At 64.2% G+C, this 26,547-nt stretch carries 25 protein-coding genes and 1 riboswitch; of the genes, 8 read left to right on the top strand and 17 right to left on the bottom strand.

Annotated elements, in window-relative coordinates; all coding sequences use genetic code 11:
- Window positions 1-86 precede the first annotated feature (86 nt).
- From IB261_RS05970 to IB261_RS05945, 6 genes are all read right to left on the bottom strand, one after another.
- Complete coding sequence (locus IB261_RS05970) at window positions 87-407, bottom strand: DUF190 domain-containing protein (RefSeq protein WP_151189500.1); 321 nt, start codon at window positions 405-407, stop codon at window positions 87-89.
- A 45-nt stretch (window positions 408-452) separates the two neighbouring features.
- Window positions 453-836: a fluoride efflux transporter CrcB gene (gene crcB, locus IB261_RS05965; RefSeq protein ID WP_151189499.1), complete on the bottom strand. Its 384-nt coding sequence runs from the start codon at window positions 834-836 to the stop codon at window positions 453-455.
- A gap of 64 nt (window positions 837-900) precedes the next feature.
- A riboswitch (Fluoride riboswitch) is annotated at window positions 901-963 on the bottom strand.
- A gap of 73 nt (window positions 964-1,036) precedes the next feature.
- Entirely contained in the window at window positions 1,037-2,677 is a 1,641-nt protein-coding gene (groL, locus tag IB261_RS05960) for a chaperonin GroEL (RefSeq protein WP_045209649.1), read from the bottom strand.
- Between the two features lie 48 nt (window positions 2,678-2,725).
- The gene (locus tag IB261_RS05955; protein WP_009617968.1) at window positions 2,726-3,019 is read right to left on the bottom strand and encodes a co-chaperone GroES; all 294 of its coding nucleotides are present in this window, start codon (window positions 3,017-3,019) and stop codon (window positions 2,726-2,728) included.
- A 237-nt stretch (window positions 3,020-3,256) separates the two neighbouring features.
- On the bottom strand, window positions 3,257-3,724 hold the full coding sequence (locus IB261_RS05950; protein ID WP_081517511.1) for an FxsA family protein: 468 nt from the start codon (window positions 3,722-3,724) through the stop codon (window positions 3,257-3,259).
- An 88-nt stretch (window positions 3,725-3,812) separates the two neighbouring features.
- Window positions 3,813-4,550 (bottom strand): HugZ family pyridoxamine 5'-phosphate oxidase, encoded by a 738-nt coding sequence (locus IB261_RS05945; protein WP_081517510.1) that lies wholly within the window; start codon window positions 4,548-4,550, stop codon window positions 3,813-3,815.
- A gap of 107 nt (window positions 4,551-4,657) precedes the next feature.
- On the opposite strand from IB261_RS05945, the gene IB261_RS05940 reads away from it, so the two are divergent.
- Window positions 4,658-5,416 carry an SDR family oxidoreductase gene (locus IB261_RS05940; RefSeq protein WP_024764082.1) on the top strand — a complete coding sequence of 253 codons (759 nt, stop codon included), beginning with the start codon at window positions 4,658-4,660 and terminating at the stop codon, window positions 5,414-5,416.
- Between the two features lie 83 nt (window positions 5,417-5,499).
- Here the strand turns inward: IB261_RS05940 and IB261_RS05935 are convergent, their stop codons facing one another.
- Entirely contained in the window at window positions 5,500-6,501 is a 1,002-nt protein-coding gene (locus IB261_RS05935) for a DUF481 domain-containing protein (protein WP_081517509.1), read from the bottom strand.
- Window positions 6,502-6,694: 193 nt separating this feature from the next.
- On the opposite strand from IB261_RS05935, the gene IB261_RS05930 reads away from it, so the two are divergent.
- The gene (locus tag IB261_RS05930) at window positions 6,695-7,069 is read left to right on the top strand and encodes an MGMT family protein (protein ID WP_151189497.1); all 375 of its coding nucleotides are present in this window, start codon (window positions 6,695-6,697) and stop codon (window positions 7,067-7,069) included.
- A gap of 42 nt (window positions 7,070-7,111) precedes the next feature.
- Window positions 7,112-8,920 carry an AmpG family muropeptide MFS transporter gene (locus IB261_RS05925; RefSeq protein WP_151189496.1) on the top strand — a complete coding sequence of 603 codons (1,809 nt, stop codon included), beginning with the start codon at window positions 7,112-7,114 and terminating at the stop codon, window positions 8,918-8,920.
- Between the two features lie 71 nt (window positions 8,921-8,991).
- Here the strand turns inward: IB261_RS05925 and IB261_RS05920 are convergent, their stop codons facing one another.
- Both IB261_RS05920 and IB261_RS05915 read right to left on the bottom strand, forming a co-directional pair.
- Window positions 8,992-9,837 (bottom strand): mechanosensitive ion channel family protein, encoded by an 846-nt coding sequence (locus tag IB261_RS05920; RefSeq protein ID WP_081517506.1) that lies wholly within the window; start codon window positions 9,835-9,837, stop codon window positions 8,992-8,994.
- A gap of 142 nt (window positions 9,838-9,979) precedes the next feature.
- Window positions 9,980-10,459 carry a YajQ family cyclic di-GMP-binding protein gene (locus IB261_RS05915; protein WP_192381645.1) on the bottom strand — a complete coding sequence of 160 codons (480 nt, stop codon included), beginning with the start codon at window positions 10,457-10,459 and terminating at the stop codon, window positions 9,980-9,982.
- Between the two features lie 160 nt (window positions 10,460-10,619).
- Here IB261_RS05915 and IB261_RS05910 point away from each other — a divergent pair, with 160 nt between their 5' ends.
- From IB261_RS05910 to IB261_RS05895, 4 genes are read left to right on the top strand one after another with little or no spacing between them, the layout of a single operon-like run.
- Window positions 10,620-11,585 carry a response regulator gene (locus tag IB261_RS05910; protein ID WP_081517505.1) on the top strand — a complete coding sequence of 322 codons (966 nt, stop codon included), beginning with the start codon at window positions 10,620-10,622 and terminating at the stop codon, window positions 11,583-11,585.
- Window positions 11,586-11,623: 38 nt separating this feature from the next.
- Window positions 11,624-12,535 (top strand): putative 2-dehydropantoate 2-reductase, encoded by a 912-nt coding sequence (locus IB261_RS05905; RefSeq protein WP_192381644.1) that lies wholly within the window; start codon window positions 11,624-11,626, stop codon window positions 12,533-12,535.
- A gap of 60 nt (window positions 12,536-12,595) precedes the next feature.
- Window positions 12,596-14,647, top strand: a complete 2,052-nt coding sequence (locus IB261_RS05900) for a sensor histidine kinase (RefSeq protein WP_192382219.1) — start codon at window positions 12,596-12,598, stop codon at window positions 14,645-14,647.
- A 3-nt stretch (window positions 14,648-14,650) separates the two neighbouring features.
- Entirely contained in the window at window positions 14,651-15,223 is a 573-nt protein-coding gene (locus tag IB261_RS05895) for a cob(I)yrinic acid a,c-diamide adenosyltransferase (RefSeq protein ID WP_192381643.1), read from the top strand.
- Window positions 15,224-15,389: 166 nt separating this feature from the next.
- Here the strand turns inward: IB261_RS05895 and IB261_RS05890 are convergent, their stop codons facing one another.
- The 4 genes from IB261_RS05890 to secA form a co-directional block, all read right to left on the bottom strand.
- On the bottom strand, window positions 15,390-16,340 hold the full coding sequence (locus IB261_RS05890) for a Nudix family hydrolase (protein WP_192381642.1): 951 nt from the start codon (window positions 16,338-16,340) through the stop codon (window positions 15,390-15,392).
- A 71-nt stretch (window positions 16,341-16,411) separates the two neighbouring features.
- On the bottom strand, window positions 16,412-17,041 hold the full coding sequence (locus IB261_RS05885; RefSeq protein ID WP_192381641.1) for a glutathione S-transferase family protein: 630 nt from the start codon (window positions 17,039-17,041) through the stop codon (window positions 16,412-16,414).
- 181 nt (window positions 17,042-17,222) lie between these two features.
- The gene (gene argJ, locus IB261_RS05880; RefSeq protein ID WP_081517499.1) at window positions 17,223-18,440 is read right to left on the bottom strand and encodes a bifunctional glutamate N-acetyltransferase/amino-acid acetyltransferase ArgJ; all 1,218 of its coding nucleotides are present in this window, start codon (window positions 18,438-18,440) and stop codon (window positions 17,223-17,225) included.
- Between the two features lie 131 nt (window positions 18,441-18,571).
- Window positions 18,572-21,322, bottom strand: coding sequence for a preprotein translocase subunit SecA (gene secA, locus IB261_RS05875; RefSeq protein WP_151189493.1), 2,751 nt, complete (start codon window positions 21,320-21,322; stop codon window positions 18,572-18,574).
- A gap of 290 nt (window positions 21,323-21,612) precedes the next feature.
- Here secA and IB261_RS05870 point away from each other — a divergent pair, with 290 nt between their 5' ends.
- A complete protein-coding gene (locus IB261_RS05870; protein WP_081517497.1) occupies window positions 21,613-22,080 on the top strand; it encodes a DUF721 domain-containing protein in 468 nt (155 codons plus the stop codon).
- A gap of 69 nt (window positions 22,081-22,149) precedes the next feature.
- Here IB261_RS05870 and lpxC read toward each other — a convergent pair whose 3' ends face one another.
- The 4 genes from lpxC to IB261_RS05850 all read right to left on the bottom strand — a co-directional run bounded on the left by lpxC (window position 22,150) and on the right by IB261_RS05850 (window position 26,544).
- Entirely contained in the window at window positions 22,150-23,061 is a 912-nt protein-coding gene (lpxC, locus tag IB261_RS05865) for a UDP-3-O-acyl-N-acetylglucosamine deacetylase (RefSeq protein WP_045209632.1), read from the bottom strand.
- 112 nt (window positions 23,062-23,173) lie between these two features.
- Window positions 23,174-24,358, bottom strand: coding sequence for a cell division protein FtsZ (ftsZ, locus tag IB261_RS05860; RefSeq protein WP_017518095.1), 1,185 nt, complete (start codon window positions 24,356-24,358; stop codon window positions 23,174-23,176).
- A 53-nt stretch (window positions 24,359-24,411) separates the two neighbouring features.
- Window positions 24,412-25,659, bottom strand: a complete 1,248-nt coding sequence (ftsA, locus tag IB261_RS05855; protein ID WP_045209630.1) for a cell division protein FtsA — start codon at window positions 25,657-25,659, stop codon at window positions 24,412-24,414.
- A gap of 21 nt (window positions 25,660-25,680) precedes the next feature.
- Complete coding sequence (locus IB261_RS05850; RefSeq protein WP_081517496.1) at window positions 25,681-26,544, bottom strand: cell division protein FtsQ/DivIB; 864 nt, start codon at window positions 26,542-26,544, stop codon at window positions 25,681-25,683.
- Between the last annotated feature and the right edge of the window lie 3 nt (window positions 26,545-26,547).

Genomic DNA, 26,547 nt, shown 5'->3' with positions numbered 1-26,547 from the left:
TAGAACTTAAGCGCCTTTGACGGAATTTTCACATTCAGCCTGCCGATTTCCCGTGCGGCAGGTCGAATGGGCCGTTCAGCGCGGACTCAGTCGCCCTCGCCCGTCACGCCAAACTCGATCGGCGTCTTCACGTAGAACAGCTTCACACTCGCCTTGCGGATTACCTCGAAGATGCGCTCGGACTCTTCCTCGCTCACCGCCATGGTGACTTCCTGTGGCTGGTCGGCCAGTTCGAAGAAATGCGCGTAGTGAATGCGCCCGGTCTTGCCGAATCCTTCGCTCGCCGTCATCAGGGTGGCGCCGCGTACGCCTTGCCGGCGCGCTTCCTCCAGCAGCCATTGGGCCAGCGGCAGGCCGGCATGCTTGCGGTCCTGCTGGGTGAAGAACTTCAACTGGTAGCCGTTCATGTCTTCCTCCCGAAGGCCTCGCGGCCTCTCTCATGGCTGGACGGCCTAGCGGCCCATCAGCGCGTGCACCGACCAGAGTCCGGCCAGGGTCATCAGCAGGGAGCCGGCAAGGTGCGTGGCGACCGTGCCCATCGCCCAGGCCAGGCGGCCTTGCTGCAGCAGCACGACGACTTCGGCGGAGAAGGTCGAGAAGGTGGTGAGGCCACCGCAGAAGCCGGTGATGATCAGTAACCGCCATTCTGGCGCGAGGCCAGGGGAGTTGGCGAAGAAGGCGATGGCCGCGCCGATGATGTAGCCGCCGACCAGGTTGGCGACCACCGTGCCCGGCGGCATGGACGGCAGGAGGCTATTGAGCTTGAGCCCGAGCACCCAGCGCAGCAGTGCACCGAGAGCGGCTCCGAGAGAGACGGCGAGAATGGGTTTCCACATGGTCCTGTCCTGGGGAAGGTGTTTTGGACAGGCCGCAGGCGAGCGCCTACGCGCCTTTCCAGGTCTATGCGTAGGCATCATCAGCCACAAGGGCGGTTGAAGGAGGAATGCCATCTCCTGCGGCGCAGTCTGGCATATCCGACGCCCATGAAAAAGCCCCGCCTAGGCGGGGCTTTTTCTTACAGCAGGTGCCGGGTGGCTTACATCATGCCGCCCATGCCGCCCATGCCGCCCATGTCCGGCATGGCCGGAGCAGCCTTGTCGTCAGCCACTTCGGCAACCATGGCCTCGGTGGTGACCATCAGGCCGCCGATGGAAGCAGCAGCTTGCAGAGCCGAACGGGTGACCTTGGCCGGATCGAGGATACCCATCTCGATCATGTCGCCGTACACGCCGGTAGCAGCGTTGTAGCCGAAGTTGCCCGAACCCTGCTTGACCTTGTCGACTACCACGCTCGGCTCGTCGCCGGAGTTGGCAACGATCTGGCGCAGCGGAGCTTCAACGGCGCGACGCAGCAGAGCGATACCGACGTTCTGGTCTTCGTTGTCGCCCTTCAGGCCTTCGATGGCTTGCAGAGCACGAACCAGAGCGACGCCGCCGCCAGGAACCACACCTTCTTCCACAGCAGCGCGGGTAGCGTGCAGGGCGTCTTCAACGCGGGCTTTCTTCTCTTTCATCTCGACTTCGGTGGCAGCGCCAACCTTGATCACGGCAACACCGCCGGCCAGCTTGGCCAGACGCTCTTGCAGCTTCTCACGGTCGTAGTCCGAGGAAGTCTCTTCGACCTGCTTGCGGATCTGCAGGACGCGAGCTTCGATGTCGGCTTGAGCGCCAGCGCCATCGATGATGGTGGTGTTTTCCTTGCTCAGGACAACGCGCTTGGCGTTACCCAGGTGCTCCAGGGTGGCGCCTTCCAGGCTCAGACCGACTTCTTCGGAGATGACGGTACCGCCGGTCAGGATGGCGATGTCCTGCAGCATGGCCTTGCGGCGGTCGCCGAAGCCCGGAGCCTTGACGGCTGCGACCTTGACGATGCCACGCATGTTGTTGACGACCAGGGTAGCCAGGGCTTCGCCTTCGACGTCTTCAGCCACGATCAGCAGCGGACGGCCGGCTTTGGCAACGGCTTCCAGGACCGGCAGCATTTCGCGGATGTTGGAGATCTTCTTGTCGACCAGCAGCAGCAGCGGGCCGTCGAGCTCGGCCACCATGGTGTCCGGCTTGTTGATGAAGTAGGGGGACAGGTAGCCGCGGTCGAACTGCATGCCTTCTACGACGGACAGTTCGTTTTCCAGGCCCGAGCCTTCTTCAACGGTGATCACGCCTTCTTTACCGACCTTGTCCATGGCTTCGGCAATGATGTTGCCGATGGAGTCGTCGGAGTTGGCGGAGATGGTGCCTACCTGGGCAATGGCCTTGGTGTCGGCGCAGGGCTTGGCCTGCTCCTTGAGCTGGGCAACGATGGCCACGGTGGCCTTGTCGATACCGCGCTTCAGGTCCATCGGGTTCATGCCGGCAGCGACGGCCTTCAGGCCTTCGTTGACGATGGCCTGGGCCAGAACGGTAGCGGTGGTGGTGCCGTCACCGGCAGCGTCGTTGGCCTTGGAGGCAACGTCTTTCACCAGCTGGGCGCCCATGTTCTCGAACTTGTCTTTGAGTTCGATTTCCTTGGCGACGGAAACGCCGTCCTTGGTGATGGTCGGAGCGCCGAAGCTCTTGTCCAGGATGACGTTACGGCCTTTCGGGCCCAGGGTCGCTTTCACAGCGTCGGCCAGGACGTTTACGCCGACCAGCATTTTCTTGCGAGCGGAATCGCCGAACTTAACTTCTTTGGCAGCCATGTTCTGTTTCCTCTAAATCGAATTCGGTGGGGAGTGGACGGACTGAAATCAGTCTTCCAGGACGGCGAGGATCTCGGACTCGCCCATCACCAGCAGTTCTTCGCCGTCGACCTTGATGGCGTTGCTGCCGGAGTACGGACCGAAGACCACCTTGTCACCGACCTTCACGGCCAGAGCGCGAACTTCGCCGTTGTCCAGGACACGGCCGGCACCAACAGCGACCACTTCACCGCGGTTCGGCTTCTCGGCGGCGGAACCCGGCAGCACGATGCCGCCTGCGGTCTTGGTCTCTTCCTCGCTGCGACGGATGACGACGCGGTCATGCAGAGGACGAAGCTTCATAGTCGTAACTCTCCCAAACTGTGATTTCCAACGGCCGGATCGATGCCCGGCAGGTTTTATTGAATCCGGCGGTGCCGGTTTGCGACCCGGCAGGCGAATCGCGAAAAGAGCAGCCTGTCGTACTGACAGGGACCTTGCGGTGACCGGTACATAAGGTCGCTACAAGGCATTTCAAGTGTGTGACGAAAAAATTTTTGCAGGCGGCGGGTGCCTCGGGCGGGCGAAACCGCCCGAGGATCAACGCAGACGGTCGCGGTCTTCCTCGCGGCGCTGGTATTCGCCTTCGATCACGCTTGGGCCGCTGCGATGCTGGGCGGCCGGATCGTCGGCGAAGGCGCGGCGGCGCTCGGCCTGTTCCTGCATGCGCAGGCGCACGCGGCCAAGCATCAGGCGGCGGGTGAAGGGGATCAGGCAAAGCAGGCCGACAACGTCGCTGATGAAGCCCGGCAGCATCAGCAGGCCACCGCCCAGGGCGATGACCAGGCCTTCGAGCATTTCCTGCTCGGGCAGTTCGCCGCGATTCAGGCGCTCGCGGGCGCGCAGCGCAGTGGCGACGCCAGCCACGCGCAGCACCGCCGCGCCGATGAAGGCGCCGGCGATGATCAGCAGCAGGGTCCAGCCCACGCCGATCACGCTGCCGACCTTGATCATCACGGCCAGCTCGATCAGCGGGAACAGAAGAATCAGAAACAGGGGAACTCGCATCGATGAATCCTTGGCGGGGTCATTGCCCGGGTAGAAAGCTAGGTGGCGACGCCCCGCTCCGATTTCAAGGGATAAGCCGAGGGACAGATCAGGCCTGGATCACTTCGTTGCCCGGCCAGACGTCCGCCTTGGCCAACTGCACCAGCGCCTGGCGCACCGCGCCGGCGTTGCCGCAGGGCGCCGGGAACGGCAGCCAGTGCAGGCCCTGGCCGATGCGCAGGTGGAAACCTTCTGTATCAATTCCCGCCAGCTGCGGGCCCTGCCCGGCGGGCAACCCGGCCAGTTCGACGTAGTGCTCGATGGCATTGGCGTGGTCGCTGTTCATGTGTTCGACCATGCTCTTCTCCGCCTCGCCGACGAAGGGGTTGGCCAGCGGCACGCTGTTGGCGCCCAGCCAGTGGATATCGCCGAAGCCGCCGATGTAGCGCCACTGCACCGGCTCCAGCACCCAGAAATCGAAGTCGTGGACGATGTGGTAGTCCTGCGAGCCGGGGAAATAGCGGTAGTAACGTTCGGCCGCGCCAGCGATGGCGTCGACGTCCTCGACCAGCAGCGCCTCGGCCAGCAGGGTCAGGCGTCCGGCGGCCTGGATGTCGTCGACGCCGCGCTCGCCGATGAGCAGCGAGCATTTGCCGTCCATCTGCAGGTTATGGGTGTGCTGGGCGATGCGGCTGATCAGGATCAGCGGACGGCCGGCCTCGTCCAGGCAATACGGCACCACGGAGCCGAAGGGGAATCCGGACCACTTCTTCGAGTGGGTGGAGAGGACGCCGCGGTATTCCTTGAGCAGCAGTTCTCGGGCATGCTTGGCAGCTTTCACGCTCAACTTATGACTCCTCGCAAAGAATCCGTCGCAAACGGACGGGCAGGACTGACTCTGTGCACAGCTGCCGGCGGGGCCTTTCACCAGAAACTGTTCGTGGGGTTGTTCCGATGCAATTGAAAGACAAGGTCATCATCATCACCGGTGGCTGCCAGGGCCTGGGCCGCGCCATGGGCGAGTACCTCTCCGGCAAGGGCGCGCGCGTCGCGCTGGTTGACCTCAATGCCGAAAAACTGGACGAAGCCGTGGCTGCCTGCAAGGCCGCCGGCGGTGACGCCCGCGCCTATCTGTGCAACGTCGCCAATGAAGAACAGGTTACCCACATGGTGGCCCAGGTCGCCAGCGACTTCGGCGCCATCAACGGCCTGGTCAACAACGCCGGCATCCTGCGCGACGGCCTGACCATCAAGGTCAAGGACGGCGAACTGAGCAAGATGAGCCTGGCCCAGTGGCAGGCGGTGATCGACGTCAACCTGACCGGCGTGTTCCTCTGCACCCGCGAAGTGGCGGCGAAGATGATCGAACTGAAGAACGAAGGCGCGATCGTCAACATTTCCTCCATTTCCCGCGCCGGCAACATGGGCCAGGCCAACTACTCCGCGGCCAAGGCCGGCGTCGCCGCCGACACCGTGGTGTGGGCGAAGGAACTGGCGCGCTACGGCATTCGCGTGGCGGGCGTGGCTCCCGGCTTCATCGAGACCGACATGGTCGCCAGCATGAAGCCCGAGGCCCTGGAGAAGATGACCTCCGGCATTCCGCTCAAGCGCCTGGGCAAGCCGCTGGAAATCGCCCACTCGGTGGCCTACATCCTCGAGAACGACTACTACACCGGCCGCGTGCTGGAACTGGACGGCGGCCTGCGCCTGTAATCCGCCCGCCCATGAAAAAGCCCCGCCAGGTGCGGGGCTTTTTATTGCCGTTCTCGTAGAGCGGAGCCAGTCGAAGCGAAGAGTTACCAGCCGACGCCCAGGCCCAGGGTGTAGCGACGCTCGTTGACGTCGCCGTCGTTGCCGCTGAGCTTGTCCCATTCGGCCTTCAGGCTCAGGGACGCCCAGGAGGTCAGCTTGTAGCGGATGCCCGCCTCGCTCTCCAGCTCGTACTCCACGTTGGACTCCAGCGGCTTGCTGACTTCGCCGTTGGTGAACACCTCGAACTGCTTGGCCAGCAGGTAACGGTTGTAGTCCCACTTCAGGCTGGTGCTGTAGAAGTGGGATTTCTCGTCGTCGACGAATTCGTAGTCGTTGCGGTTGACCAGGGTCGCCAGGGAGAACGCACCCAGCTCATTGTCCCAGAACTGGTAGCCCGGGCCGGTACCGACGGTGCGTTTCTTCTGCAGGTCCTCGATCCAGTCGCGCTTGTACTGCGCCTGGCCCTGCCAGAACCAGTGCTCGTCAAGGAAGCGGTCCAGCGCGTATTGCGCGGAATAGTTGTTGGTACTGACCTGGTCGTCCTTCTTCTCGCGGTTGTACTCGCCCTGCAGATTGTGGCGCCAGCGGCCGTGGCGGGCGTTGGTCTTGAAGTCGATGTCGTAATCCTCGACATCGTTTTCCGCCTGCTTGTGGTCCAGGGAGAAGTCGACGTTGCCGGTCCAGACCCAGTCTTCGAGGATCGGCTTGGGCGGCATCATCTGCTCGATCTTCGCCAGTTCCACCGTGCGCGCCTCGCCGTTGACCAGCGTGACCTTGCCCTGGTCCGACGCCTTCAGGCCCTTGGAGTGCTCGCCGGTTTCCTCGTCGTACTTCACCAGCAGGTTCTGGTCGGTTTCCAGCGTCTTGATCTTGTCCCACTTCAGGGCGATCTCTCCGCCATAGTCGGTCGCCAGCAGCAGCTTGCCGCCGTCATAGAGTTTGATGGTGCCGGTAAGACGGTCACCATTCTTCAACCAGACGGTGTCGGCAAGGGCGGACAGGGAACAGGATGCGAGTGCGACGGTAAGCAGGGTTCTGGGGAACATGAGTCGGATTCAACTGGATTGAATGGGCAAAAAGCCGGGCATTATCCAGATACCCGACACTAGAGCAACGACTGACAGACCCAGTTGCAGGGAGTTCACAATGACTGACAGAAGGGTCTGACAAACGAGCCGACTTGTCAGGGCTGCCGCAGCCGATATCCTGAGCGTCAGCCCCTCTATTGCGGTGCATTCGATGCCCAAGCCCAAGCCCCCCGCCAGCGCACCGGTGACTGATCTCGGACTGGAAAGCCTGCAGGTACGGCGCGAAGCGATTTTCCTCGTCATCGCCCAGGTGCCCGAAGGCTGCGTCATCACCTATGGCGATGTCGCCCGCCTCGCCGGTCTGGGCCGTTCCGCGCGACTTGTAGGACGAATCCTCAGCCAACTGCCCGAAGGCACGCGCCTGCCCTGGCATCGGGTGATCGCCGCAGCGGGGCGTATCAGCCTGCCCATCGGAACCGTTTCGGGTAACGAGCAGCGCGCACGATTGCGTGCGGAGGGTGTCAGAATCCATAACGATCGGGTGGACATACGTCGGCACGGCTGGCCTACCGGCGAGCAGTCCTAGTAGAGTTCGCGTAATTTTTCGTACTGCTGGAAAACACCCCCCATGAAAGAGCACTCCTGGCGCGAGGCATGGATTGCCTACAAGTCTCCCGCCAGCCTCGCGCTTTTGCTGCTGGGTTTCGCCGCCGGCCTGCCCTACATGCTGGTGCTCTCCACTCTCTCGGTGTGGTTGCGTGAAGCGGGTGTCGCTCGGGAAACCATCGGATTCGCCAGTTGGATCGGGCTGGTGTACGCCTTCAAGTGGGTGTGGTCGCCCATGCTCGACCAGTGGCGCCTGCCCTTCATCGGCCGCCTGGGCCGCCGCCGCTCCTGGCTGGTGTTTTCCCAGGGGCTGATCGCCATTGGCCTGCTCGGCATGGCCCTGTGCAACCCGCAGTCGCACCTGAACTGGCTGATCGCCCTGGCGATGGTGGTGGCCTTCGCCTCGGCCACCCAGGACATCGCCATCGACGCCTACCGCCTGGAAATCGCCGAGAACACCCGCCAGGCCGCATTGGCCGCCTGCTACATGACCGGCTACCGGGTCGCCGTGCTGTTCGCCACCGCCGGCGTGCTGTTCCTCGCCGAGTGGGCCGGCTCCAGCGCACTGCACTACAGCCAGGCCGCCTGGGCCCTGACCTACGCGGTGTGTTCGCTGGCGATCCTGCCGGGCCTGATCACCACGCTGTTGATGAAAGAGCCGCCGGTGAACGTGCAGCCGCAGGCGGGCAGCTCGGCCTTCGCGTTCAATCATCAACTGCTCTCGGTGCTGACCCTGCTGGTGCTGCTGATCTCCGTGCCGGCCATGCTTACCGCACTGACCGCCCAGGCCTGGCCGCGAGCCGCGCTGTACGGAATCTTCATCGGCATCTGCATGACGCCCCACGGCCGCCGGCAGATCCGCCCGGTCCGCGAGCTGCTGTCGAAAGTGCGCCGCCCGCTGCTGCTGGCCGTGCACGGGCGCGGCCTGCCGCAGTTCGACTTCGTCCACCAGGCCGTTTCGGTGATCGTCCTGATCATCCTGCTGGTCACCGGCACCGCTTTCATCAACATGGCCGAAGCCGGCAAGTGGTGGCTCGCCATCCTGTACCTGCTGATCGCCCTGAGCTGCATTTCCGCTCCCGGCCGCCTGCTGATGGCGCCGGTGCTCACGCCCATTACCGAGTTCGTCCGCCGCTACCGCTGGCAGGCGCTGCTGCTGCTCGGGCTGATCTCCACCTATCGCATGTCCGACACCGTCATGGGCACCATGGCCAGCGTGTTCTACATCGACATGGGCTTCTCCAAGGACACCATCGCCACCGTCAGCAAGCTGTTCGGCGTGGTCATGACCCTCGTGGGTGCTGCAGCCGGCGGTGTGCTGATCGCCCGTTTCAGCATCCTGCCGATCCTCTTTATCGGCGGCGCGGCCTCTGCCGGGACCAACCTGCTGTTCGCCATGCTGGCGCAGATGGGCGCAATCGACGACCCGCACCTGATGGGGCAGAACGTCTTCGCCCTGCTCAAGGTGCTGGAACCCCACGTCACCATGCTGGTGGTGACCATCATGCTCGACAACTTCAGCGGCGGCCTTGCCACCTCGGCCTTCGTCGCCTATCTGTCGAGCCTGACCAACCTGAAGTTCTCCGCGACCCAGTACGCCATGCTCAGCTCCACCATGCTGTTGCTGCCGCGCTTCATCGGCGGCTATTCCGGGGCGATGGTCGAGGGCATGGGCTACGAGCGCTTCTTCTTCTTCACCGCCCTGCTCGGCGTGCCTACACTGCTGCTGATCGGCTGGCTGTGGCTGCGCCGCAAGAACGACCTCACCAACGGCGCGGCCGGGGAAGCCACGGAGGCGCCAGCGCAACACCCCAGCGCCGAGCATCACTGATTCTGGTCATTGGATCAGCGCCCATGAAAAAGGCCGGCAATTGCCGGCCTTTTTCGTTCCTGCAGGCAGGATCAGTCCGCCAGGACGGAATCCTCTTCACCCTTGACCACGCGCACCACCTTGTTCGGCGCCAGGTCGATACCGGCGTCGCGCAAACGCAGGCGGACCTGCTCATTGAGCATGAAGGTGACGCCCCAGTAGTCGGAGTTGGCAGTCCACAGGCGCAGCGACAGGGTCACCGAGTTCTCGCCCAGGCCCGCGACCACCACCACCGGCGCCGGCGACTTGAGCACGCGCGGATCGTCCGCCAGCTCCTTGAGGATGGATCGGGCGCCATCCAGGTCGGCGTCGAAGGCCAGCTTCACGTCGAAGGTCACCTGGCGGGTGGTCTGGGTCGAGGTGTTGGTGATGATGCCGTTGGACAGCGCGCCGTTGGGCACGATCACGGTGCGGTTGTCACCGGTGCGCAGCACGGTGTGGAAGATCATGATGTTGTCCACGGTGCCGGACACGCCCTGGGCCTCGATCCAGTCGCCGATCTTGAACGGGCGGAACAGCAGGATCAGCACCCCACCGGCGAAGTTCGACAGGCTGCCCTGCAGTGCCAGGCCGATGGCCAGGCCGGCGGCACCGATGGCGGCGACGAAGCTGGTGGTCTGGATGCCGATCATCGACGCCACACTGACCATCAGCAGGATCTTCAGGATGATGTTCACCATGCTGCCGATGAAGCCCTGCAGCGTCTTGTCCACATGCTTGGTGGACAGCACTCCACCCACGCGACGGGTAAACAGGTTGATCACCCACCAACCGATCAGCAGGGTCAGCAGCGCCAGCGTGGCATTGCCCAGGTAGGCCAGGACGACCGGCGTCCAGGCCTCCGCGCTGTTCATGATCTGCTCGTAATTCATATCCATGGATGCAGGCCCCTTGTCTATTGCCATTCCAAAAACAAAACCGCCATGGCAAGCCATGGCGGTCGGGAGTTCGCCGAGCGACTCTCTTACTGCGACGTCAGGCGGGCGGTGAGGTTCCGCAGCTTTTCGTCGAGAGTGCGCATCAGTCGCGGAAGTTGTTGAACTGCAGCGGCATGCCGAGGGATTCGCCGCGCAGCAGCGCGATGGCTTCCTGCAGGTCGTCGCGCTTCTTGCCGGTGACACGTACCTGCTCGCCCTGGATGGCGGCCTGTACCTTGAGCTTCTTGTCCTTGATCAGGGCGACGATCTTCTTCGCCAGGTCCTTGTCGATGCCCTCGCGGAAGTCGACTTCCTGCTTGACCACCTTGCCGGAGGCGAAGGAATCCTTGATCTCCATGCACTGTGCATCAATCTTGCGTTTGACCAGGCTGGAGCGAAGAATGTCGAGCATCTGCTCGAGCATGAAATCCGCCTCGGCGGTCAGGGTGATGGACTTTTCCTTGGCCTCGAAGCTGCACTTGCCCTTCAGGTCGAAACGGCGGTCCAGTTCCTTGGTGGCGTTATCCATGGCGTTGGTCAGTTCGTGTTTGTCCAGTTCGGACACCACGTCGAACGAAGGCATGACATCTCTCCAGATGGACGGCGCGATGCGGTTCACAGTCAGCATCGAGCCTGGCTTGACGATAAAAATGCGCGGTCATTATAACTGACACACAAGACCGCGCCCGGCCTCTGACACTATGAGCCGGCATTTCCCACTCGTTTGCGAGACATTCCTTTCCATGCCAACCAACCATCTCAGCATTCTGGTGGTCGACGACGCCAAGTTCTCCAGCGCCATGATCGGCCGCGCGCTGAGTCAGGCCGGCTACCAGAACGTGCGCTTCGCCAGCAGCGCCAGCGAAGCGCTCGACCTGCTGGAAAAGGAGCCGGTGAGCGTACTGCTCGCCGACTGGCTGATGCCCGAGATGGACGGCCTGGAGCTGACCGCGCGGGTACGCCAGCTCGACGAGAGTGGCGATCACTACACCTACATCATCCTGCTCACCGGCAAGGAGGGCGACAACGCCCTGGCCGAAGCCTTCGACCGCGGCGTCGATGACTTCGTCAGCAAGTCGGCGATGAACGAGCAACTGGTGCCCCGCGTACTGGCCGCCGACCGCCTGAGCAACACCCTGCAGCGCCTGCTGATGGAAAACCGCCTGCTCACCCAGAACATCACCAGCCTGGAAGAGCGCAACCTGGTGGACAGCGCCACCGGCCTGGGCAACCAGCGCTACCTGAAGCAGAAGCTGGCCGACAGTATCCGCCAGGTGGAATCCCGCGGCGGCGCGGTGTGCTACATGCTGATCGGCCTGCCGGAGCTGGCCGAACTGGGGCAGAAGCACGGCCAGCCGTTCCAGAACGAGCTGCTCCATGGCGTCGCCCGGCGCCTGCAGCAACTGGTGCGGCCGCTGGATGTCCTGGCGCGCATCGATGACCAGCACTTCGCCCTGATCACCCTGCTCGAAGACCTGCAGGAGTGCTCGCCGAGCAGCTTCCGCCGCCTGCACGAAGGCCTGAACCTCAAGGCGTTCAAGACCAGCGAAGGCTTCATCACCCTCAAGGCCGGCATCAGCCTGGTGGGCCTGGACGCCAAGGCGCTGCCCCTGGAGGTCGAGCACCTGATGCAGCAAGGCCGCGCGCTGCTGCCCGATGCCTTCGCCAGCGGGCGAATCAACGCCAGCCGCCTGACCGGCCTGCGCTAAACTTCGCGGTAAGCCCCCGAAACCGCGAAGTTCCTCCCATGACCTGGACCATCCTCGGCGCCGGCAGCCTCGGTTGCCTGTGGGCCGCCCGCCTGTCCCGCGCCGGCTTGCCGGTGCGCCTGCTGCTGCGTGACCGCCAGCGCCTCAATGCCTACCGCGCCCTCGGCGGTGTCACCCTGGTGGAAGACGGCCGCGAGAGCCTCTACCCCATTCCGGCGGAAACTGCCGCCCAGGGCGCGCCGATCCAGCGCCTGTTGCTGGCCTGCAAGGCCTACGACGCCGAATCCGCCGCCGCCAGCGTGGCCGCGCGCCTGGCCCCGGGCGCCGAGCTGATCCTGCTGCAGAACGGCCTGGGCAGCCAGCAGGCGGTCAGCGCTCATCTACCCCGCGCCCGCTGTCTGTATGCATCCAGCACCGAAGGCGCCTTCCGCGAATCCGACTTCCGCGTGGTATTCGCAGGTCAGGGACAGACCTGGCTGGGCGACGAACAGGGCGGCCCCGAGCCGGAATGGCTGGCCGACCTGCGCCGCGCCCAGATCCCCGCGCAGTGGAGCGACGACATTCTCGAACGCCTGTGGCGCAAGCTCGCGCTGAACTGCGCGATCAACCCGCTCACCGTGCTGCATCAGTGCCGCAACGGCGAGCTGGCCAGCCATCCCGGCGAAGTCGCCGGGCTCTGCGACGAGCTGGGCCAATTGCTCCATGCCGCTGGCTACTCCGCCGCCGCACGGGAGCTGCAGGGCGACGTGGAGCGGGTGATTGCCGCCACCGCAGCGAACTTCTCGTCCATGTACCAGGACGTCGCCAAGGGCCGGCGCAGCGAGATCGCCTACCTGCTCGGCCACGCCTGCCGCGAGGGCGACCGCCAGCACCTGGCACTGCCACAACTGCGCGCCCTGCACGAGCGCCTGCGGGCCTGCCTGGTGGCCCGCGGATTGCCCGACAACTGATGGCGGGCTACCCTGCCCGCCTCCCCTGTTCTTCTCTTTGACGCGCCCATGCCTTCACCCATGAACCTGCGCCAGCGCCTGGAAGACCTGCCGGTCGGCCAGAAAATCCTCGCCGCCCTGCTGGTGCTGCTGGCGACCGTGATGCTGGTGGCCAACCTCGCCTTCATCAGCGCGGCCTACTGGATCTCCCAGGACAGCGTGGCGCCGCAGGCCCTGCAGACCATCGGCCGGCTGATCGCCAACCCGGCGCTCAGCGAACCGGCACTGTCCTCGCCGACCCAGGCCCAGGTGCTGCTACGTCAGTTGGACGACTACCAGCCGCTGCGCGCCGCCGCGCTCTACGACAGCAATGGCGAGCGCATCGCGCAGACGCCGAGCAACGGCCCGGTGGCCCTGCCCGAGCGCCTGGACCACCTGGAGCGCTGGCGCCAGCACGAATACCGTCTCAATGCGCTGTTCGAGCTCCCCCAGGCCGGCCGCAACAGCGGCTACCTGCTGCTGGTGGCCAGCAGCGAGCTGCCCGGCGCCTTCTACACCGGCACACTGACCGCCAGCCTGGTGATCCTCGCGGTCTCGGTGCTGCTCTGGCTGCTCATCGCACAGCAGATCCGCCGCCTGATCACCCGGCCGATCCGCAGCCTGGAAGAGCTCTCGCGCCAGGTCACCCGCGAGGAAAACTACGCCCTGCGCGCCGAGCGCGGCAACGCCGACGAGATCGGCCGCCTGGCTGACGCCTTCAACACCATGCTGACCCGCATCGAGGCCCGCGAGCAGCAGCTCAAGCGCGCCCGTGACGACGCCCAGGAAGCCGTGGAGCAGGCCCAGTCGCTGGCCGAGGAAACCCGCCGCTCGAACCGCAAGCTGGAGCTGGAAGTCCAGGTGCGCAGCAAGATCGAGAAGAAGCTCACCGGCTTCCAGCACTACCTCAACAGCATCATCGACTCCATGCCTTCGGCGCTGATCGCGGTGGACGAGCAGCTCTACGTCACCCAGTGGAACCAGGAAGCCAGCCAGCTCTCCGGCACCAGCCTGGACGACGCGGTGAACCAGCCGGTGTTCCTCGCCTTCCCGTCGCTCAAGCCCTTCCTGCCGCAGCTCACCCGCGCCGCCGAGCAGCACAAGGTCGAGCGCGTCGAACGCGTCACCTGGGCCCTTACCGACGCTCCGCGCCACTACGCCCTGACCTTCTACCCACTGATGGGCGGCACCGGCCGTGGCGCGGTGATCCGCATCGACGACATCACCGACCGCCTTGGGATGGAAGAGATGATGGTGCAGTCGGAAAAGATGCTCTCCGTCGGCGGCCTCGCCGCCGGCATGGCCCACGAGATCAACAACCCGCTGGGCGCCATTCTGCACAACGTGCAGAACATCCGCCGGCGCCTGTCGCAGGAGCTGCCGAAGAACCTCGAAGTGGCCGGCGAAGTAGGCGTGCGTCTGGACGACCTCAACCACTACCTGGAGGCGCGGGAGATCCCCAAGCTGATGGATGGCATCCAGTACGCCGGCTCCCGCGCAGCGAAGATCGTCACCCACATGCTTTCCTTCAGCCGCCGCAGCCACCGCCAGATGGCCGCCTGCGAGCTGCCGGCGTTGCTGGAACAGGCGGTGGAGATCGCCGGCAACGACTTCGACCTCACCGGCGGCTTCGACTTCAAGTCGCTGGAGATCGTCCACGAATACGACCCCCGCCTGGGGCCGGTACCGGTGATCGCCAACGAGATCGAACAGGTCCTGCTCAACCTGCTGAAGAACGGCGCCCAGGCCATCCACCTGCGCGACGACGAAGAGGAAGGCGAATTCGGCCGCATCACCCTGCGCACCCGGCTCAATCCACCGTGGGCGGAAATCCACGTGGAGGACAACGGCTGCGGCATGCCGGAGAACGTGCGCAAGCGCATCTTCGAGCCCTTCTTCACCACCAAGGAAGTTGGCCAGGGCACGGGACTCGGCCTGTCGGTCTCGTACTTCATCGTCACCAACAACCACAAGGGGCAGATGGAGGTGCAGTCCGAACTGGGCGTGGGCACCTGCTTCACCCTCCGTCTGCCGCTGGCCGCCGAGATTTCCCCGCCGCTGCCACTACTGGCGCAGGGCGACAAGGAGCATTGAGTCATGGGCAATCGCCTGTCGAAGATCTACACCCGTACCGGCGATGCCGGCGAAACCGGCCTGGCCGACGGCCGCCGCGTGCCCAAGCACCATCCGCGGGTGGAAGCCATGGGCGCAGTGGATGAGCTGAACAGCCACCTTGGCCTGCTGCTGGCCGGGCTGCACGAAGCGCGTAGCAGTGCGCTCGAAGAGGTGATTGGTGTATTGGCGCCGATCCAGCATCGCCTGTTCGACCTGGGCGGAGAGCTGGCGATGCCGGAGTACCGCGCTCTGAACGATGCCGAAGTGGAGCGCCTGGAGCAGGTGATCGACCGCTGGAACGAGGAACTCGGGCCACTGAAGAACTTCATCCTGCCCGGCGGCTCGCGCCTGGTCGCTCTCGCCCACCTGTGCCGCGCCCAGGCGCGCAACGCCGAGCGCCGCTGCCAACAGCTGAATGCCGAGGAACCGTTGGAAGGCGCGGGCCTGCGCTACCTGAACCGCCTGTCCGACCTGCTGTTCGTCGCCGCGCGCTTCATCGCCCGCCGCCAGGGCGTGGAAGAGATTCTCTGGCATGCGGCTGAAAAACCGACCTGATCGACCTGTCAGCGAAATCCATCGCGGCGGATTCCGCACCTACCGGGTATGACCAACGCACAGCGCTCCTACAGGAAGCACCGCAGTTGCCCAGCAGTCCGGAATCAGTTTCGTAGGATGGCGTGGAGCGAAGCGATACCCCTCGCCGCCCCACGCAAAGTGCCTATCAGGCTTCCGCCTTCGGCCAGAACGCGCGAATCCCCGCCACGCCCTGCGCACCGGTCTGCCACGCCCGCTCGAGATCCTGCGGGCCGACACCACCGAGCAGGAACACCGGCTGGTTGAAGCCATCGATCAGTTCTGCCGCTGCCTCCCAGCCCAGCGCCGGCTCGCCCGGATGGCTCTCGGTGGGCTGCACCGGCGACAAGGTGACGAAGTCCACACCCATGCGCACCGCCAGCTCCAGCTCTTCGGCGCTGTGGCAGGACGCCGCCAGCAGGCGCTCGCGGGGGAACGGTCGGCCGTTGGGTGCGTACTTGCGCAATTGCTCGGAGGTCAGGTGCCAGCCGGCCGCCGGAAAATCTCCCAGCCACTCCAGCGGGCCCTTGAGCATCAGCTGCGCCCTGCCGGCGCACAGGCCTTGCACGTCGACGGCGAGGTCGCGGTACTCGGGGCTGTACATGTTCGGCGCGCGCAGCTGGATCAGGCGGATGCCGTTGGCAACAGCGGCTCGCACGCCCTGCACCAGCTGCGGGATTTCCAGGCCATCGGGGGTGATCAAGTAGCGATCCGGCAGGCGCGCGGCCTGCACGATGGGCTCATTGGCCGCCGGGAACTCGTAGTCCGGCAGGTCGCGCGGGGCGACCCAGGCCAGCGGCTGGCCCTCGGCACCATGGGGCGCACCGGAGAAAGCGGAGACTTCCCAGACATCCAGCAGCACATGCTTGTCGCTGTAGTCATGTTGCACACGGATCAGCGGGCGGGCCTGCTCGACGTCAATGCCGAGTTCCTCTTTCAGCTCGCGGGCCAGGGCGACCTGCACCGCTTCGCCCTCTTCCACCTTGCCACCGGGAAACTCCCAGAGACCGCCCTGGTGCTTGTCGTCCGGACGGCGGGCGATCAGCACCCGGCCATCGAGTCCGCGAATCACGGCGGCGGCGACATGTACTCGTTTCACAGTGCTACTCCTCAATCCGATTCAGGCAGGGCCCGCGCAGACGGGCATTCTACCGTCATTGGCGGCCGGGTTCAGGCGCGTTCGACCATCGCCGCGTCCAGCCAGGGACGGAAGGCCGGCCAGGCATAGATCGCATCGACGTATTTCTGCGCCTCGATGGGCAGGGTCACGCAGTAGCTGCGCAGGCGCGTGGCAATGGGAGCGTAGAAGGCGTCGGCAATGCTGGCGTGGCCGAACAGGAACGGACCGTCCTGGCCGAACTGCTGGCGGCACAACGCCCAGAGCTCGACGACACGGGCGATATCCGCCTCCACCGCGTCGGGCACGTTGGTCAGCGGCTGGTTGCGCTGGATGTCCATGGGCATGTGCGAACGCAGCGCCATGAAGCCGCTGTGCATCTCGGCGCAGACCGAGCGTGCCAGTGCGCGGGCCGCCTCGCCACGGGGCCAGAGATGGGCTTCGGGGAAGCGTTCGGCGAGGTATTCGGCGATCGACAGGGAATCCCAGATCAGCCCGTGCTCGCACTTGAGCGCCGGCACCTTGCCGCTGGGCGAGTGCTCGCGGATGCGCCGCGAGATGTCCTGCCCACCGAGGGGAATGAGGATTTCCTCGAACTCGGCGCCGGTGAGCTGCATGGCCAGCCAGCCGCGCAGGGACCAAGAGGAGAGGTTCTTGCTGCCGATGATCAGGGTGAGGGACATGGATGCGATGCTCTTGAGGGTCAGTCAGAAGACCTTAGAGCGCGGCAGCCATGAAAACAAATTCCCGATTTTCATCTATCGATGAAAATCGGGAATGCGAGAGAAGCGGCTGAAGGCTACAAGCAGCAGACTTCAGGCGCGCTCTTGCCTGCCGCCTGAAGCTTGTAGCCTATGGCTACCGTCAGGTGCGGTATTCCGCGTTGATCTTCACGTACTCGTGGGACAGGTCAGTGGTCCAGATGGTCTCGCTGCAGGTGCCGCGGCCTAGATCGATGCGGATGGTGATCTCTTCCTGGGCCATGACTTTGGCGCCCTGGTCCTCGGTGTAGCTGGTGGCGCGGCAGCCGCGGCTGGCGATGGCCACGTCATCGAGGAACACGTCGATCAGGCTCACGTCCAGGTCAGGCACGCCGGCACGGCCGACGGCCGCGAGGATACGGCCCCAGTTCGGGTCGGAAGCGAACAGCGCGGTCTTGATCAGCGGCGAGTGGGACACGGCGTAGCCGACGTCCAGGCACTCCTGGTGAGTCGCGCCGCCATTCACCTGCACGGTGACGAACTTGGTGGCGCCTTCGCCGTCGCGGACGATGGCCTGGGCCAGTTCCATGGAAACTTCCAGCACGGCCTGCTTCAGCGCGGCGAACAGCGCGCCGCTGGCAGCGGTGATCTCCGGCAGCGCGGCCTGGCCGGTGGCGATCAGCATGCAGCAGTCGTTGGTGGAGGTATCGCCATCGATGGTGATGCGGTTGAAGGACTTGTTCGACGCGTCGCGCAGCAGGTCCTGCAGCACGCCCTGGGCAACCTTCGCGTCGGTGGCGATGTAACCGAGCATGGTGGCCATGTTCGGCTTGATCATGCCGGCGCCCTTGCTGATGCCGGTAACCGTGATGGTCACGCCGTCGTGCTGGAACTGGCGGCTGGCGCCCTTGGGCAGGGTGTCGGTGGTCATGATGCCGGCAGCGGCGTCGGCCCAGTTATCCACAGACAGGTTGGCCAGCGCGGCAGGCAGCGCGGCTTCGATCTTCTCGACCGGCAGCGGCTCGCCGATCACCCCGGTGGAGTACGGCAGCACGGCGTTTTCCGGCACGCCGGCAAGCTCGGCCAGCTTGGCGCAGGTGCGGGTGGCGTTGACCAGGCCCGGTTCACCGGTGCCGGCGTTGGCGTTGCCAGTGTTGGTCAGGAGGTAGCGCACCGGCCCCAGGAAGCGCTTGCGCGCCAGGATCACCGGAGCGGCGCAGAAGGCGTTGGTAGTGAACACACCGGCCACGGTGGAGCCTTCGGCGCAACGCATCACCACGATGTCCTTGCGGCCGGGTCGTTTGATGCCGGCAGAGGCGATGCCGAGTTCGAAACCGGGGACCGGGTGCAGGGTGGACATGGGGCCGAGACCAACAGCCATGTGGCGCGCTCCTATCAAGTCAGTGAATCAAGTCAGTGAATCAAACCGGTAAAACGAATCAGTGAAGCAGATGTGAAAAACGCCGCGAGCGGCAGGGCCGGTCGCGGCGTTGGTATCAGGGGCGGGAAGCTTTATTCCACCTGACCGTGGCAGTGCTTGTACTTCTTGCCCGAACCGCAGGGGCACGGCTCGTTGCGGCCGATCTTCGGTTCGTTGCGGATGGGTTCCATCGGCACCACGTTGTCGGCCGGGATTTCACCCTCTTCTTCCGGCTCGCCGGTCACCTGGTCCATGGACGGTGCGGCGGCGTGCTGGAACTGCATGCGCTTGGCCATTTCCTCGGCTTCGCGACGCAGGCGGGCTTCTTCTTCGGCCGGGTCTTCGCGGCGAACCTGGACGAAGGACAGCACGCGGATGGTGTCGCGCTTGATGGAGTTCAGCAGTTCCTGGAACAGGTTGAAGGACTCGCGCTTGTATTCCTGCTTCGGGTTCTTCTGCGCGTAGCCGCGCAGGTGGATGCCGTGACGCAGGTGATCCATGGTGGACAGGTGGTCCTTCCACAGGTCGTCCAGCACGCGCAGCAGCATCTGCTTCTCGAAGGTGCGCAGGGCTTCTTCACCAGCGAGCTCTTCCTTCTCGTTGTAGGCAGCGACCAGCTCGGTGAGGATCTTCTCGCGCAGGGTTTCCTCGTAGAGCTTGTCGTCGTCGTCCAGCCACTGCTGGATCGGCAGCTTGAGGCCGAAATCGCTGTACAGCGCAGCTTCCAGACCGGCGACGTCCCACTGCTCGGGCAGCGACTGCGGCGGAATGTGCTCGCTGACGGTGTTGTTCAGGGTCTCTTCGCGGAACTCGGTGATGGTCTCGCCGATGTTATCGGCCGCGAGCAGGGTGTTGCGCATGTGGTAGATCACCTTGCGCTGCTCGTTGGCGACGTCGTCGAACTCCAGCAGTTGCTTGCGGATATCGAAGTTGCGGCCCTCGACCTTGCGCTGCGCCTTTTCGATGGCGTTGGTCACCATGCGGTGCTCGATCGCCTCGCCCGGCTGCATGCCGAGTGCCTTCATGAAGTTCTTCACCCGGTCGGAGGCGAAGATGCGCATCAGGTGGTCTTCCAGCGACAGGTAGAAGCGGCTGGAGCCCGGGTCGCCCTGACGGCCGGCACGGCCGCGCAGCTGGTTGTCGATACGGCGGGATTCGTGGCGTTCGGAGGCGATCACGTGCAGGCCGCCCGACTCGATGACCTGCTGATGACGCTTCTGCCAGTCGGCCTTGATCTGCGCGACCTGCTCGTCGGTGGGGTTCTCCAGCGCGGCGACTTCCACTTCCCAGTTGCCGCCCAGCAGGATGTCGGTACCACGACCGGCCATGTTGGTGGCAATGGTGACCGAGCCCGGACGACCGGCCTGGGCAATGATCTCGGCTTCCTTCTCGTGGTACTTGGCGTTCAGTACCTTGTGCTCGATGCCGGCGTTCTGCAGCAGCTGCGAAACGTATTCGGAGGTCTCGACCGAGGCGGTACCTACGAGGATCGGACGACCCAGCGCCTGGCACTGCTGCACGTCGGTGATGATGGCGGCGTATTTCTCGTCCTGGGTCAGGTAGACCAGGTCGTTGAAGTCCTTACGGGCAACCGGACGGTGGGTCGGGATCACCACCACGTCCAGGCCGTAGGTCTGGCGGAATTCGAAGGCCTCGGTGTCGGCGGTACCGGTCATGCCGGCCAGCTTGGTGTAGAGGCGGAAGTAGTTCTGGAAGGTGGTCGAGGCCAGGGTCTGGCTCTCGGCCTGGATCGGCAGGTTTTCCTTCGCCTCGATGGCCTGGTGCAGGCCCTCGGAGAGGCGACGGCCCGGCATGGTGCGGCCGGTATGCTCGTCGATCAGCAGGACCTGGTCGCCCTGGACGATGTATTCCACGTTGCGGTGGAACAGGGTGTGGGCGCGCAGCGCAGCGTAGACATGGGTCAGCAGGCTGAGGTTGTGTGCCGAGTAGAGGCTCTCGCCCTCGGCCAGCAGGCCGTTCTGGGTCAGCAGCTCCTCGACGTAGGCATGGCCCTGTTCGTTGAGTTCGACCTGGCGGGTCTTCTCGTCGATGCTGTAGTGGCCCTGCTGGGTCACCTGGCCTTCGACTTCCTCGATGTGACGCTTCAGGCGCGGGATCAGCTTGTTGATCTTGATGTACAGCTCGGAGCTGTCTTCGGCCTGGCCGGAGATGATCAGCGGAGTCCGCGCCTCGTCGATGAGGATGGAGTCCACTTCGTCGACCACGGCGAAGTTCAGTTCACGCTGGAACTTGTCTTCCAGGCTGAACGCCATGTTATCGCGCAGGTAATCGAAGCCGAATTCGTTGTTGGTGCCGTAGGTGATGTCGGCGGCGTAGGCGGCGCGCTTCTCTTCCGGCGGCTGGAACGGGCTGACGATGCCGACGGTCAGGCCGAGGAATTCATACAGCGGACGCATCCAGTTGGCGTCGCGGCGAGCCAGGTAGTCGTTCACGGTGACCACGTGCACGCCTTTGCCGGACAGGGCGTTCAGGTAGACGGCCAGGGTACCCACGAGGGTCTTGCCCTCACCGGTACGCATCTCGGCGATCTTGCCTTCGTGCAGGGACATGCCGCCGATCAGCTGGACGTCGAAGTGACGCATGCCCATCACGCGCTTGCCAGCCTCGCGGGCGACGGCGAAGGCTTCCGGAAGGATCTGGTCGAGGGTCTCGCCCTTGGCGACACGCGCCTTGAACTCTTCGGTCTTGGCCTTCAGTTGCTCATCGGAAAGCGGGACCATCTGGGGCTCGAGTGCATTGATGGCCTGGACCTGCTTGGCCATGCGCTTCACTTCGCGCTCGTTCTTGCTTCCAAAGAGTTTTTTCAACAAAGGCGCAAACATATCGACTGGGTCATCCGAACTGGAGAATTGGAGGGCTGCCCGACTGGCTGGCCGCGGCGCGGAACGGCAATGAAGCGGGCATTCTACCCGGAAACTACCGGGAAAAAAGTGCCGAAGTCATCCTCCGAAGCTTCGCATTCTGCGAGCTTGGGAGCAATGCATGGACGGACAACTTTGAATCCGAGTGGGTGATATGGTGACGCAGCCTGGCAACTTCAAGGGTGGACGGTGGCATCTGGCCCTGAGCGCATCTGTTACCATCCTGCTTCATTCACTCCCGGTTGCTCTCGATGGCCTTCCGCCCCCTGCCCGCCAAGGCGATGACCAAGCTGCTGCGCGAAGCCAAGCCGCTGCAGTCGCTGTTCGCCCAGGCGCAGCGCCTCTCGCGCCTGCAGGAGCTACTCGATTCGCAGCTGCAGCCCGCCGCGCGCCCCTACTGCCGTGTCGCCTCCTGGCGTGAAGGCAGCCTGCTGCTGGTCGTCACCGACGGCCACTGGGCCACGCGCCTGCGCTACCAGCAGAACCGCCTGCTGCGGCAGCTGGCCGCGTTCGAGGAGTTCAGGGGTCTGGCGCGCATCCTGTTCAAGGTGCAGCCGGTGATCCAGGCGCCCACCCGGGTGAATACCAACCGCATCACCGAGTCCGCCTCCGCCACCCTGCACGAAGCAGCCGAGGGCATCAGCAATCCGCAACTCAAGGCCGCCCTCGAGCGCCTCGCCAGCCGCAGTCGCAAGCCGCCGGAAGCGGACCAGGAATAAAAACGCTGGAATAAAAAAAGGCCACCCGAGGGTGGCCTTTGAAGTTGTAGCTGAAAGGAGGAGGTTTCCTTATACGGCCGCAGCGGGTCGCATATAGGAGATCGGCGCAGTCTTGGCGTCCTCGAAGGTCACCACTTCCCAAGCGTCCTTGTCTGCGATGAGGGTACGCAGGAGACGGTTGTTCAGGGCGTGACCGGACTTGTAGCCGATGAACTCGCCGATGAGGCTGTTACCCAGCAGGTACAGGTCACCAATGGCGTCCAGGATCTTGTGCTTGACGAACTCGTCCTCGTAACGAAGACCGTCTTCGTTGAGCACACGATACTCGTCGACCACGATGGCGTTCTCCACACTGCCACCGAGCGCCAGGTTCTGCGAACGCAGCATCTCGATGTCGCGCATGAACCCGAAGGTACGGGCGCGGCTGACTTCCTTCACGAAGGAAGTGCTGGAGAAATCCACCACGGCTTTCTGGGTGCGACCACGGAAGACCGGGTGATCGAAATCGATCTCGAAGCTCACCTTGAAGCCGTCGAACGGAACGAAAGTGGCGCGCTTGTCGCCCTCTTCCACCGTTATTTCGCGCTTGATGCGGATGAACTTCTTGGCCGCTTCCTGCTCTTGCAGGCCAGCGGACTGGATCAGGAATACGAAAGGACCTGCGCTGCCGTCCATGATCGGAACTTCCGATGCGGACAGCTCGACATAGGCGTTGTCGATACCCAGGCCGGCCATGGCCGAGAGCAGGTGCTCCACGGTATCCACCTTGATGTCACCCTTGATCAGGGTGGTCGACATGGTGGTTTCGCCGACGTTCGAAGCCCGGGCGGGAATTTCCACCACAGGGTCGAGATCGGTCCGGCAGAACACGATGCCAGTATCGACGGGAGCCGGCTTCAGGGTCAGGTAAACCTTTTCCCCGGAGTGCAGGCCGACACCGGTCGCCCGGATGATGTTCTTCAAGGTGCGTTGTCTGATCATGGCTTTGGCCGCTTTCGCGCAAGTTGCGAACTGTTGTCAACAATGGGCGGCGATGATAGCAGAACCGCCCTTTGCTGAACACCAATCACATTGATACTCCTGATAAATCGACTCAATCGGCCTGGCGACGCAGGAAGGCCGGGATGTCCAGATAGTCCAGATCGTCCTGCGGGTTCAGCTTGGCCGCGGTGGCTGCGCCGCCGTGGTTCTGGTTGCGCATGACGGTCGGACGATCCAGGTCGCGGTAGTTCACCGACTGCTGCTCGCGCTGAACCGGAGCCTGGGTGCTGACAGCCTGAGTCTGAACGGTGTTGTCGACGACCTTGACCGGCTTCTCCAGGCGAGCGCCCAGACCGGTGGCGACCACGGTGACGTGCAGTTCGTCGCGCATGTCCGGATCGATCACGGTGCCCACTTTCACGGTGGCGTGCTCGGAAGCGAACTGCTCGATGATGTTACCCACGTCGGAGTACTCGCCCAGGGACAGGTCCGGACCGGCGGTGATGTTCACCAGGATGCCGCGGGCGCCCTGCAGGTTGACGTCTTCCAGCAGCGGGTTGCGGATCGCGGCTTCGGTCGCCTCGCGAGCGCGGTTCGGGCCGCTGGCGCAGCCGGTACCCATCATGGCCATGCCCATTTCGCTCATGACGGTTTTCACGTCGGCGAAGTCGACGTTGATCATGCCCGGGCGCTTGATGATGTCGGAGATACCGCGAACGGCACCGGCCAGTACATCGTCAGCCTTGGCGAAGGCGGCCAGCAGGCTCGCGTCCTTGCCCAGGATGGTCAGCAGTTTTTCGTTCGGGATGGTGATCAGCGAGTCAACGCTTTCAGCCAGCGAGCGGATGCCCTCGTCGGCGATCTGCATGCGCTTGCGACCTTCGAACGGGAACGGACGGGTGACCACGGCCACGGTGAGGATGCCCATTTCCTTGGCAACCTCGGCAATGATCGGCGCAGCACCGGTACCGGTACCGCCACCCATGCCGGTGGTGATGAAGACCATGTCGGCGCCTTCCAGGACTTCGGCGATGCGCTCACGGTCCTCGATGGCGGCCTGGCGGCCTACTTCAGGGTTGGCGCCAGCGCCCAGACCCTTGGTCACGCCCGGGCCGAGCTGCAGCACGGTGCGCGCGGCGATGTTCTTCAGCGCCTGCGCATCGGTGTTGGCACAAATGAATTCGACGCCATCAACGTTGTTCTTGGCCATGTGGTTCACGGCGTTGCCGCCGCCACCACCTACGCCGATCACTTTGATGACTGCTGTTTGCGGGACGTTATCTACCAGTTCAAACATTTCCCCTCTCCTTCCTTTCTAGTTGTGTTGCCTACGTTTACCGCGGTGGTAAATCAGAAATTGCCCTGGACCCAGCGTTTGAGCTTTTCCAGTACCGGTGTCTTGGGTTCGTCGCTGCTGAAGCTGCTGCCGGACATGGAGATGCCGTCGGATTGCTTTTGCAGTCCGTACAGGAGCAGCCCCACACCGGTGGAATAGATCGGATTGCGCACGACGTCGGCCAGTCCCTTGACGCTGTGTGGTACGCCCAGGCGCACCGGCATGTGGAAGATCTCCTCGGCCAGCTCGACGGCGCCTTCCATCTTGGAGGTGCCACCGGTCAGGACGATCCCGGCCGGAATCAGGTCCTCGTAGCCACTGCGACGCAGCTCGGCCTGAACCAGGGTGAAGAGCTCGTCGTAACGAGGCTCGACCACTTCGGCAAGCGCTTGGCGCGACAGTTCCCGCGGCGGCCGATCCCCTACGCTGGGCACCTTGATGGTTTCGCCCGGACCGGCCAGTTTGGCCAAGGCGCAAGCATATCGAATCTTGATCTCTTCGGCGTACTGGGTCGGGGTACGCAGCGCCATGGCGATGTCGTTGGTGACCTGATCGCCGGCGATCGGGATCACCGCCGTATGGCGGATGGCGCCTTCGGTGAAGATCGCGATGTCGGTAGTGCCGCCGCCGATGTCCACCAGGCACACACCCAGTTCCTTTTCGTCCTCGGTGAGCACGGAGTAGGCCGAGGCCAACTGCTCGAGGATGATGTCGTCCACTTCCAGGCCGCAGCGGCGCACGCACTTCTCGATGTTCTGCGCGGCGTTCACCGCGCAGGTCACCACGTGCACCTTGGCTTCCAGGCGTACGCCGGACATGCCCAGCGGCTCGCGCACGCCTTCCTGGTTGTCGATCACGTAGTCCTGGGCCAGGGTGTGCAGCACACGCTGGTCGGCCGGGATGGCCACGGCCTGGGCCGCGTCCAGTACGCGCTCGATGTCTGCGCCGCTCACTTCGCGGTCGCGGATCGCCACGATGCCGTGTGAGTTCAGGCTGCGGATATGGTTGCCGGCGATGCCGACGAAGGCCGAGTGGATACGGCAGCCAGCCATCTGCTGGGCTTCATCGATGGCGCGCTGGATCGATTGCACGGTGGATTCGATGTTCACCACCACGCCCTTCTTCAGGCCGCGCGACGGATGCGTCCCGATGCCGACGATTTCCAGCTTGCCATCGGCCGCCACCTCGCCCACCAGCGCCACCACCTTGGAGGTGCCGATGTCCAGGCCGACGACCATTTTGCCGCTCTGCACGCTTGCCATGTTTATAGAAGTCTCCTCAACTCACTGCGCGGCGGTGGTCTGAGCCACCGTCGCTTCCGGCATCGGATCGCGCCAACCTACGGCAAGGCCGTTGGGGTAGCGCATGTCGATGCGGGCAATTTTCGTAATCTGATCTTTCAGCGCCTTGTCGTAGATGGTCACGAACCGGCGAATCTGTTCTACCGCGTGATCGCGGCCCAGCATGATCTCCACGCCCTGCGCGGTGCCCAGGGTCCAGGCGCCGCGCGAACTCATGTCCAGGCTGGCGATGGTGAAACCCAGCGGGCGGAGCATCTGGCTGAGAATCTGGTACTGCTGCATCACTTGCTGCTGAGCACGCTGCGGGCCGGACAGGCGCGGCAGGTGCTCGTAGTTGGCCACTTCACGCGGGGCGAAAGCCTGGCCCTGGTTGTTCAGCAGGGCTTCGTCACCCCAACGGGCGATGGGCAATTGCTCGTCCAGGCGGATAACCACCTGGTCGGGCCATACGCGACGCACCTCGGCGTGGGCGATCCAGGGCATCTGCTCCAGCTCCTGGCGCATGCCGGCCAGGTCGATGGTGAAGAAGCTGGCCGACACGTAGGGGCTGATCCGCTGCTGCACCGCCGCCTGGCTGATGTAGCTGAGGTCGCCTTCCACACTGACCTTGGCGATCGGCCGGTCCGCGTAGGGCAGCACGTACTGCGCGCCGTAGTAGGCACCGCCACCGAGCACACCCAGCACCAGAGGCCACAGCAGCACCTTCAGGAAGCCGAAGCTGGGCTTGGGCATGCGGGCGCTGAGCGGCTCCTTGGCCACCAGACGGCTGGCGCCGCGCGGCACCGGCTTGCGTGCCGGGGCACGGCCGATTCCGGGATTCTGGTGACGAAGCTGCGCGCCGTTCATGAC

Source organism: Pseudomonas sp. PDM20 (assembly GCF_014852575.3).
Taxonomy (GTDB): Bacteria; Pseudomonadota; Gammaproteobacteria; order Pseudomonadales; family Pseudomonadaceae; genus Pseudomonas.
This window is presented reverse-complemented; position numbering and strand designations above follow the sequence as displayed.

Excerpts from the sequence above, each read along its gene's own strand:
- IB261_RS05970 (WP_151189500.1), bottom strand. The coding sequence starts at position 407 with ATGAACGGCTACCAGTTGAAGTTCTTCACCCAGCAGGACCGCAAGCAT.
- crcB (WP_151189499.1), bottom strand. The coding sequence starts at position 836 with ATGTGGAAACCCATTCTCGCCGTCTCTCTCGGAGCCGCTCTCGGTGCA.
- groL (WP_045209649.1), bottom strand. The coding sequence starts at position 2,677 with ATGGCTGCCAAAGAAGTTAAGTTCGGCGATTCCGCTCGCAAGAAAATG.
- IB261_RS05955 (WP_009617968.1), bottom strand. The coding sequence starts at position 3,019 with ATGAAGCTTCGTCCTCTGCATGACCGCGTCGTCATCCGTCGCAGCGAG.
- IB261_RS05950 (WP_081517511.1), bottom strand. The coding sequence starts at position 3,724 with ATGCGAGTTCCCCTGTTTCTGATTCTTCTGTTCCCGCTGATCGAGCTG.
- IB261_RS05940 (WP_024764082.1), top strand. The coding sequence starts at position 4,658 with ATGCAATTGAAAGACAAGGTCATCATCATCACCGGTGGCTGCCAGGGC.
- IB261_RS05935 (WP_081517509.1), bottom strand. The coding sequence starts at position 6,501 with ATGTTCCCCAGAACCCTGCTTACCGTCGCACTCGCATCCTGTTCCCTG.
- IB261_RS05930 (WP_151189497.1), top strand. The coding sequence starts at position 6,695 with ATGCCCAAGCCCAAGCCCCCCGCCAGCGCACCGGTGACTGATCTCGGA.
- IB261_RS05925 (WP_151189496.1), top strand. The coding sequence starts at position 7,112 with ATGAAAGAGCACTCCTGGCGCGAGGCATGGATTGCCTACAAGTCTCCC.
- IB261_RS05920 (WP_081517506.1), bottom strand. The coding sequence starts at position 9,837 with ATGGATATGAATTACGAGCAGATCATGAACAGCGCGGAGGCCTGGACG.
- IB261_RS05915 (WP_192381645.1), bottom strand. The coding sequence starts at position 10,459 with ATGCCTTCGTTCGACGTGGTGTCCGAACTGGACAAACACGAACTGACC.
- IB261_RS05910 (WP_081517505.1), top strand. The coding sequence starts at position 10,620 with ATGCCAACCAACCATCTCAGCATTCTGGTGGTCGACGACGCCAAGTTC.
- IB261_RS05905 (WP_192381644.1), top strand. The coding sequence starts at position 11,624 with ATGACCTGGACCATCCTCGGCGCCGGCAGCCTCGGTTGCCTGTGGGCC.
- IB261_RS05900 (WP_192382219.1), top strand. The coding sequence starts at position 12,596 with ATGAACCTGCGCCAGCGCCTGGAAGACCTGCCGGTCGGCCAGAAAATC.
- IB261_RS05895 (WP_192381643.1), top strand. The coding sequence starts at position 14,651 with ATGGGCAATCGCCTGTCGAAGATCTACACCCGTACCGGCGATGCCGGC.
- IB261_RS05885 (WP_192381641.1), bottom strand. The coding sequence starts at position 17,041 with ATGTCCCTCACCCTGATCATCGGCAGCAAGAACCTCTCCTCTTGGTCC.
- argJ (WP_081517499.1), bottom strand. The coding sequence starts at position 18,440 with ATGGCTGTTGGTCTCGGCCCCATGTCCACCCTGCACCCGGTCCCCGGT.
- secA (WP_151189493.1), bottom strand. The coding sequence starts at position 21,322 with ATGTTTGCGCCTTTGTTGAAAAAACTCTTTGGAAGCAAGAACGAGCGC.
- IB261_RS05870 (WP_081517497.1), top strand. The coding sequence starts at position 21,613 with ATGGCCTTCCGCCCCCTGCCCGCCAAGGCGATGACCAAGCTGCTGCGC.
- lpxC (WP_045209632.1), bottom strand. The coding sequence starts at position 23,061 with ATGATCAGACAACGCACCTTGAAGAACATCATCCGGGCGACCGGTGTC.
- ftsZ (WP_017518095.1), bottom strand. The coding sequence starts at position 24,358 with ATGTTTGAACTGGTAGATAACGTCCCGCAAACAGCAGTCATCAAAGTG.
- ftsA (WP_045209630.1), bottom strand. The coding sequence starts at position 25,659 with ATGGCAAGCGTGCAGAGCGGCAAAATGGTCGTCGGCCTGGACATCGGC.
- IB261_RS05850 (WP_081517496.1), bottom strand. The coding sequence starts at position 26,544 with ATGAACGGCGCGCAGCTTCGTCACCAGAATCCCGGAATCGGCCGTGCC.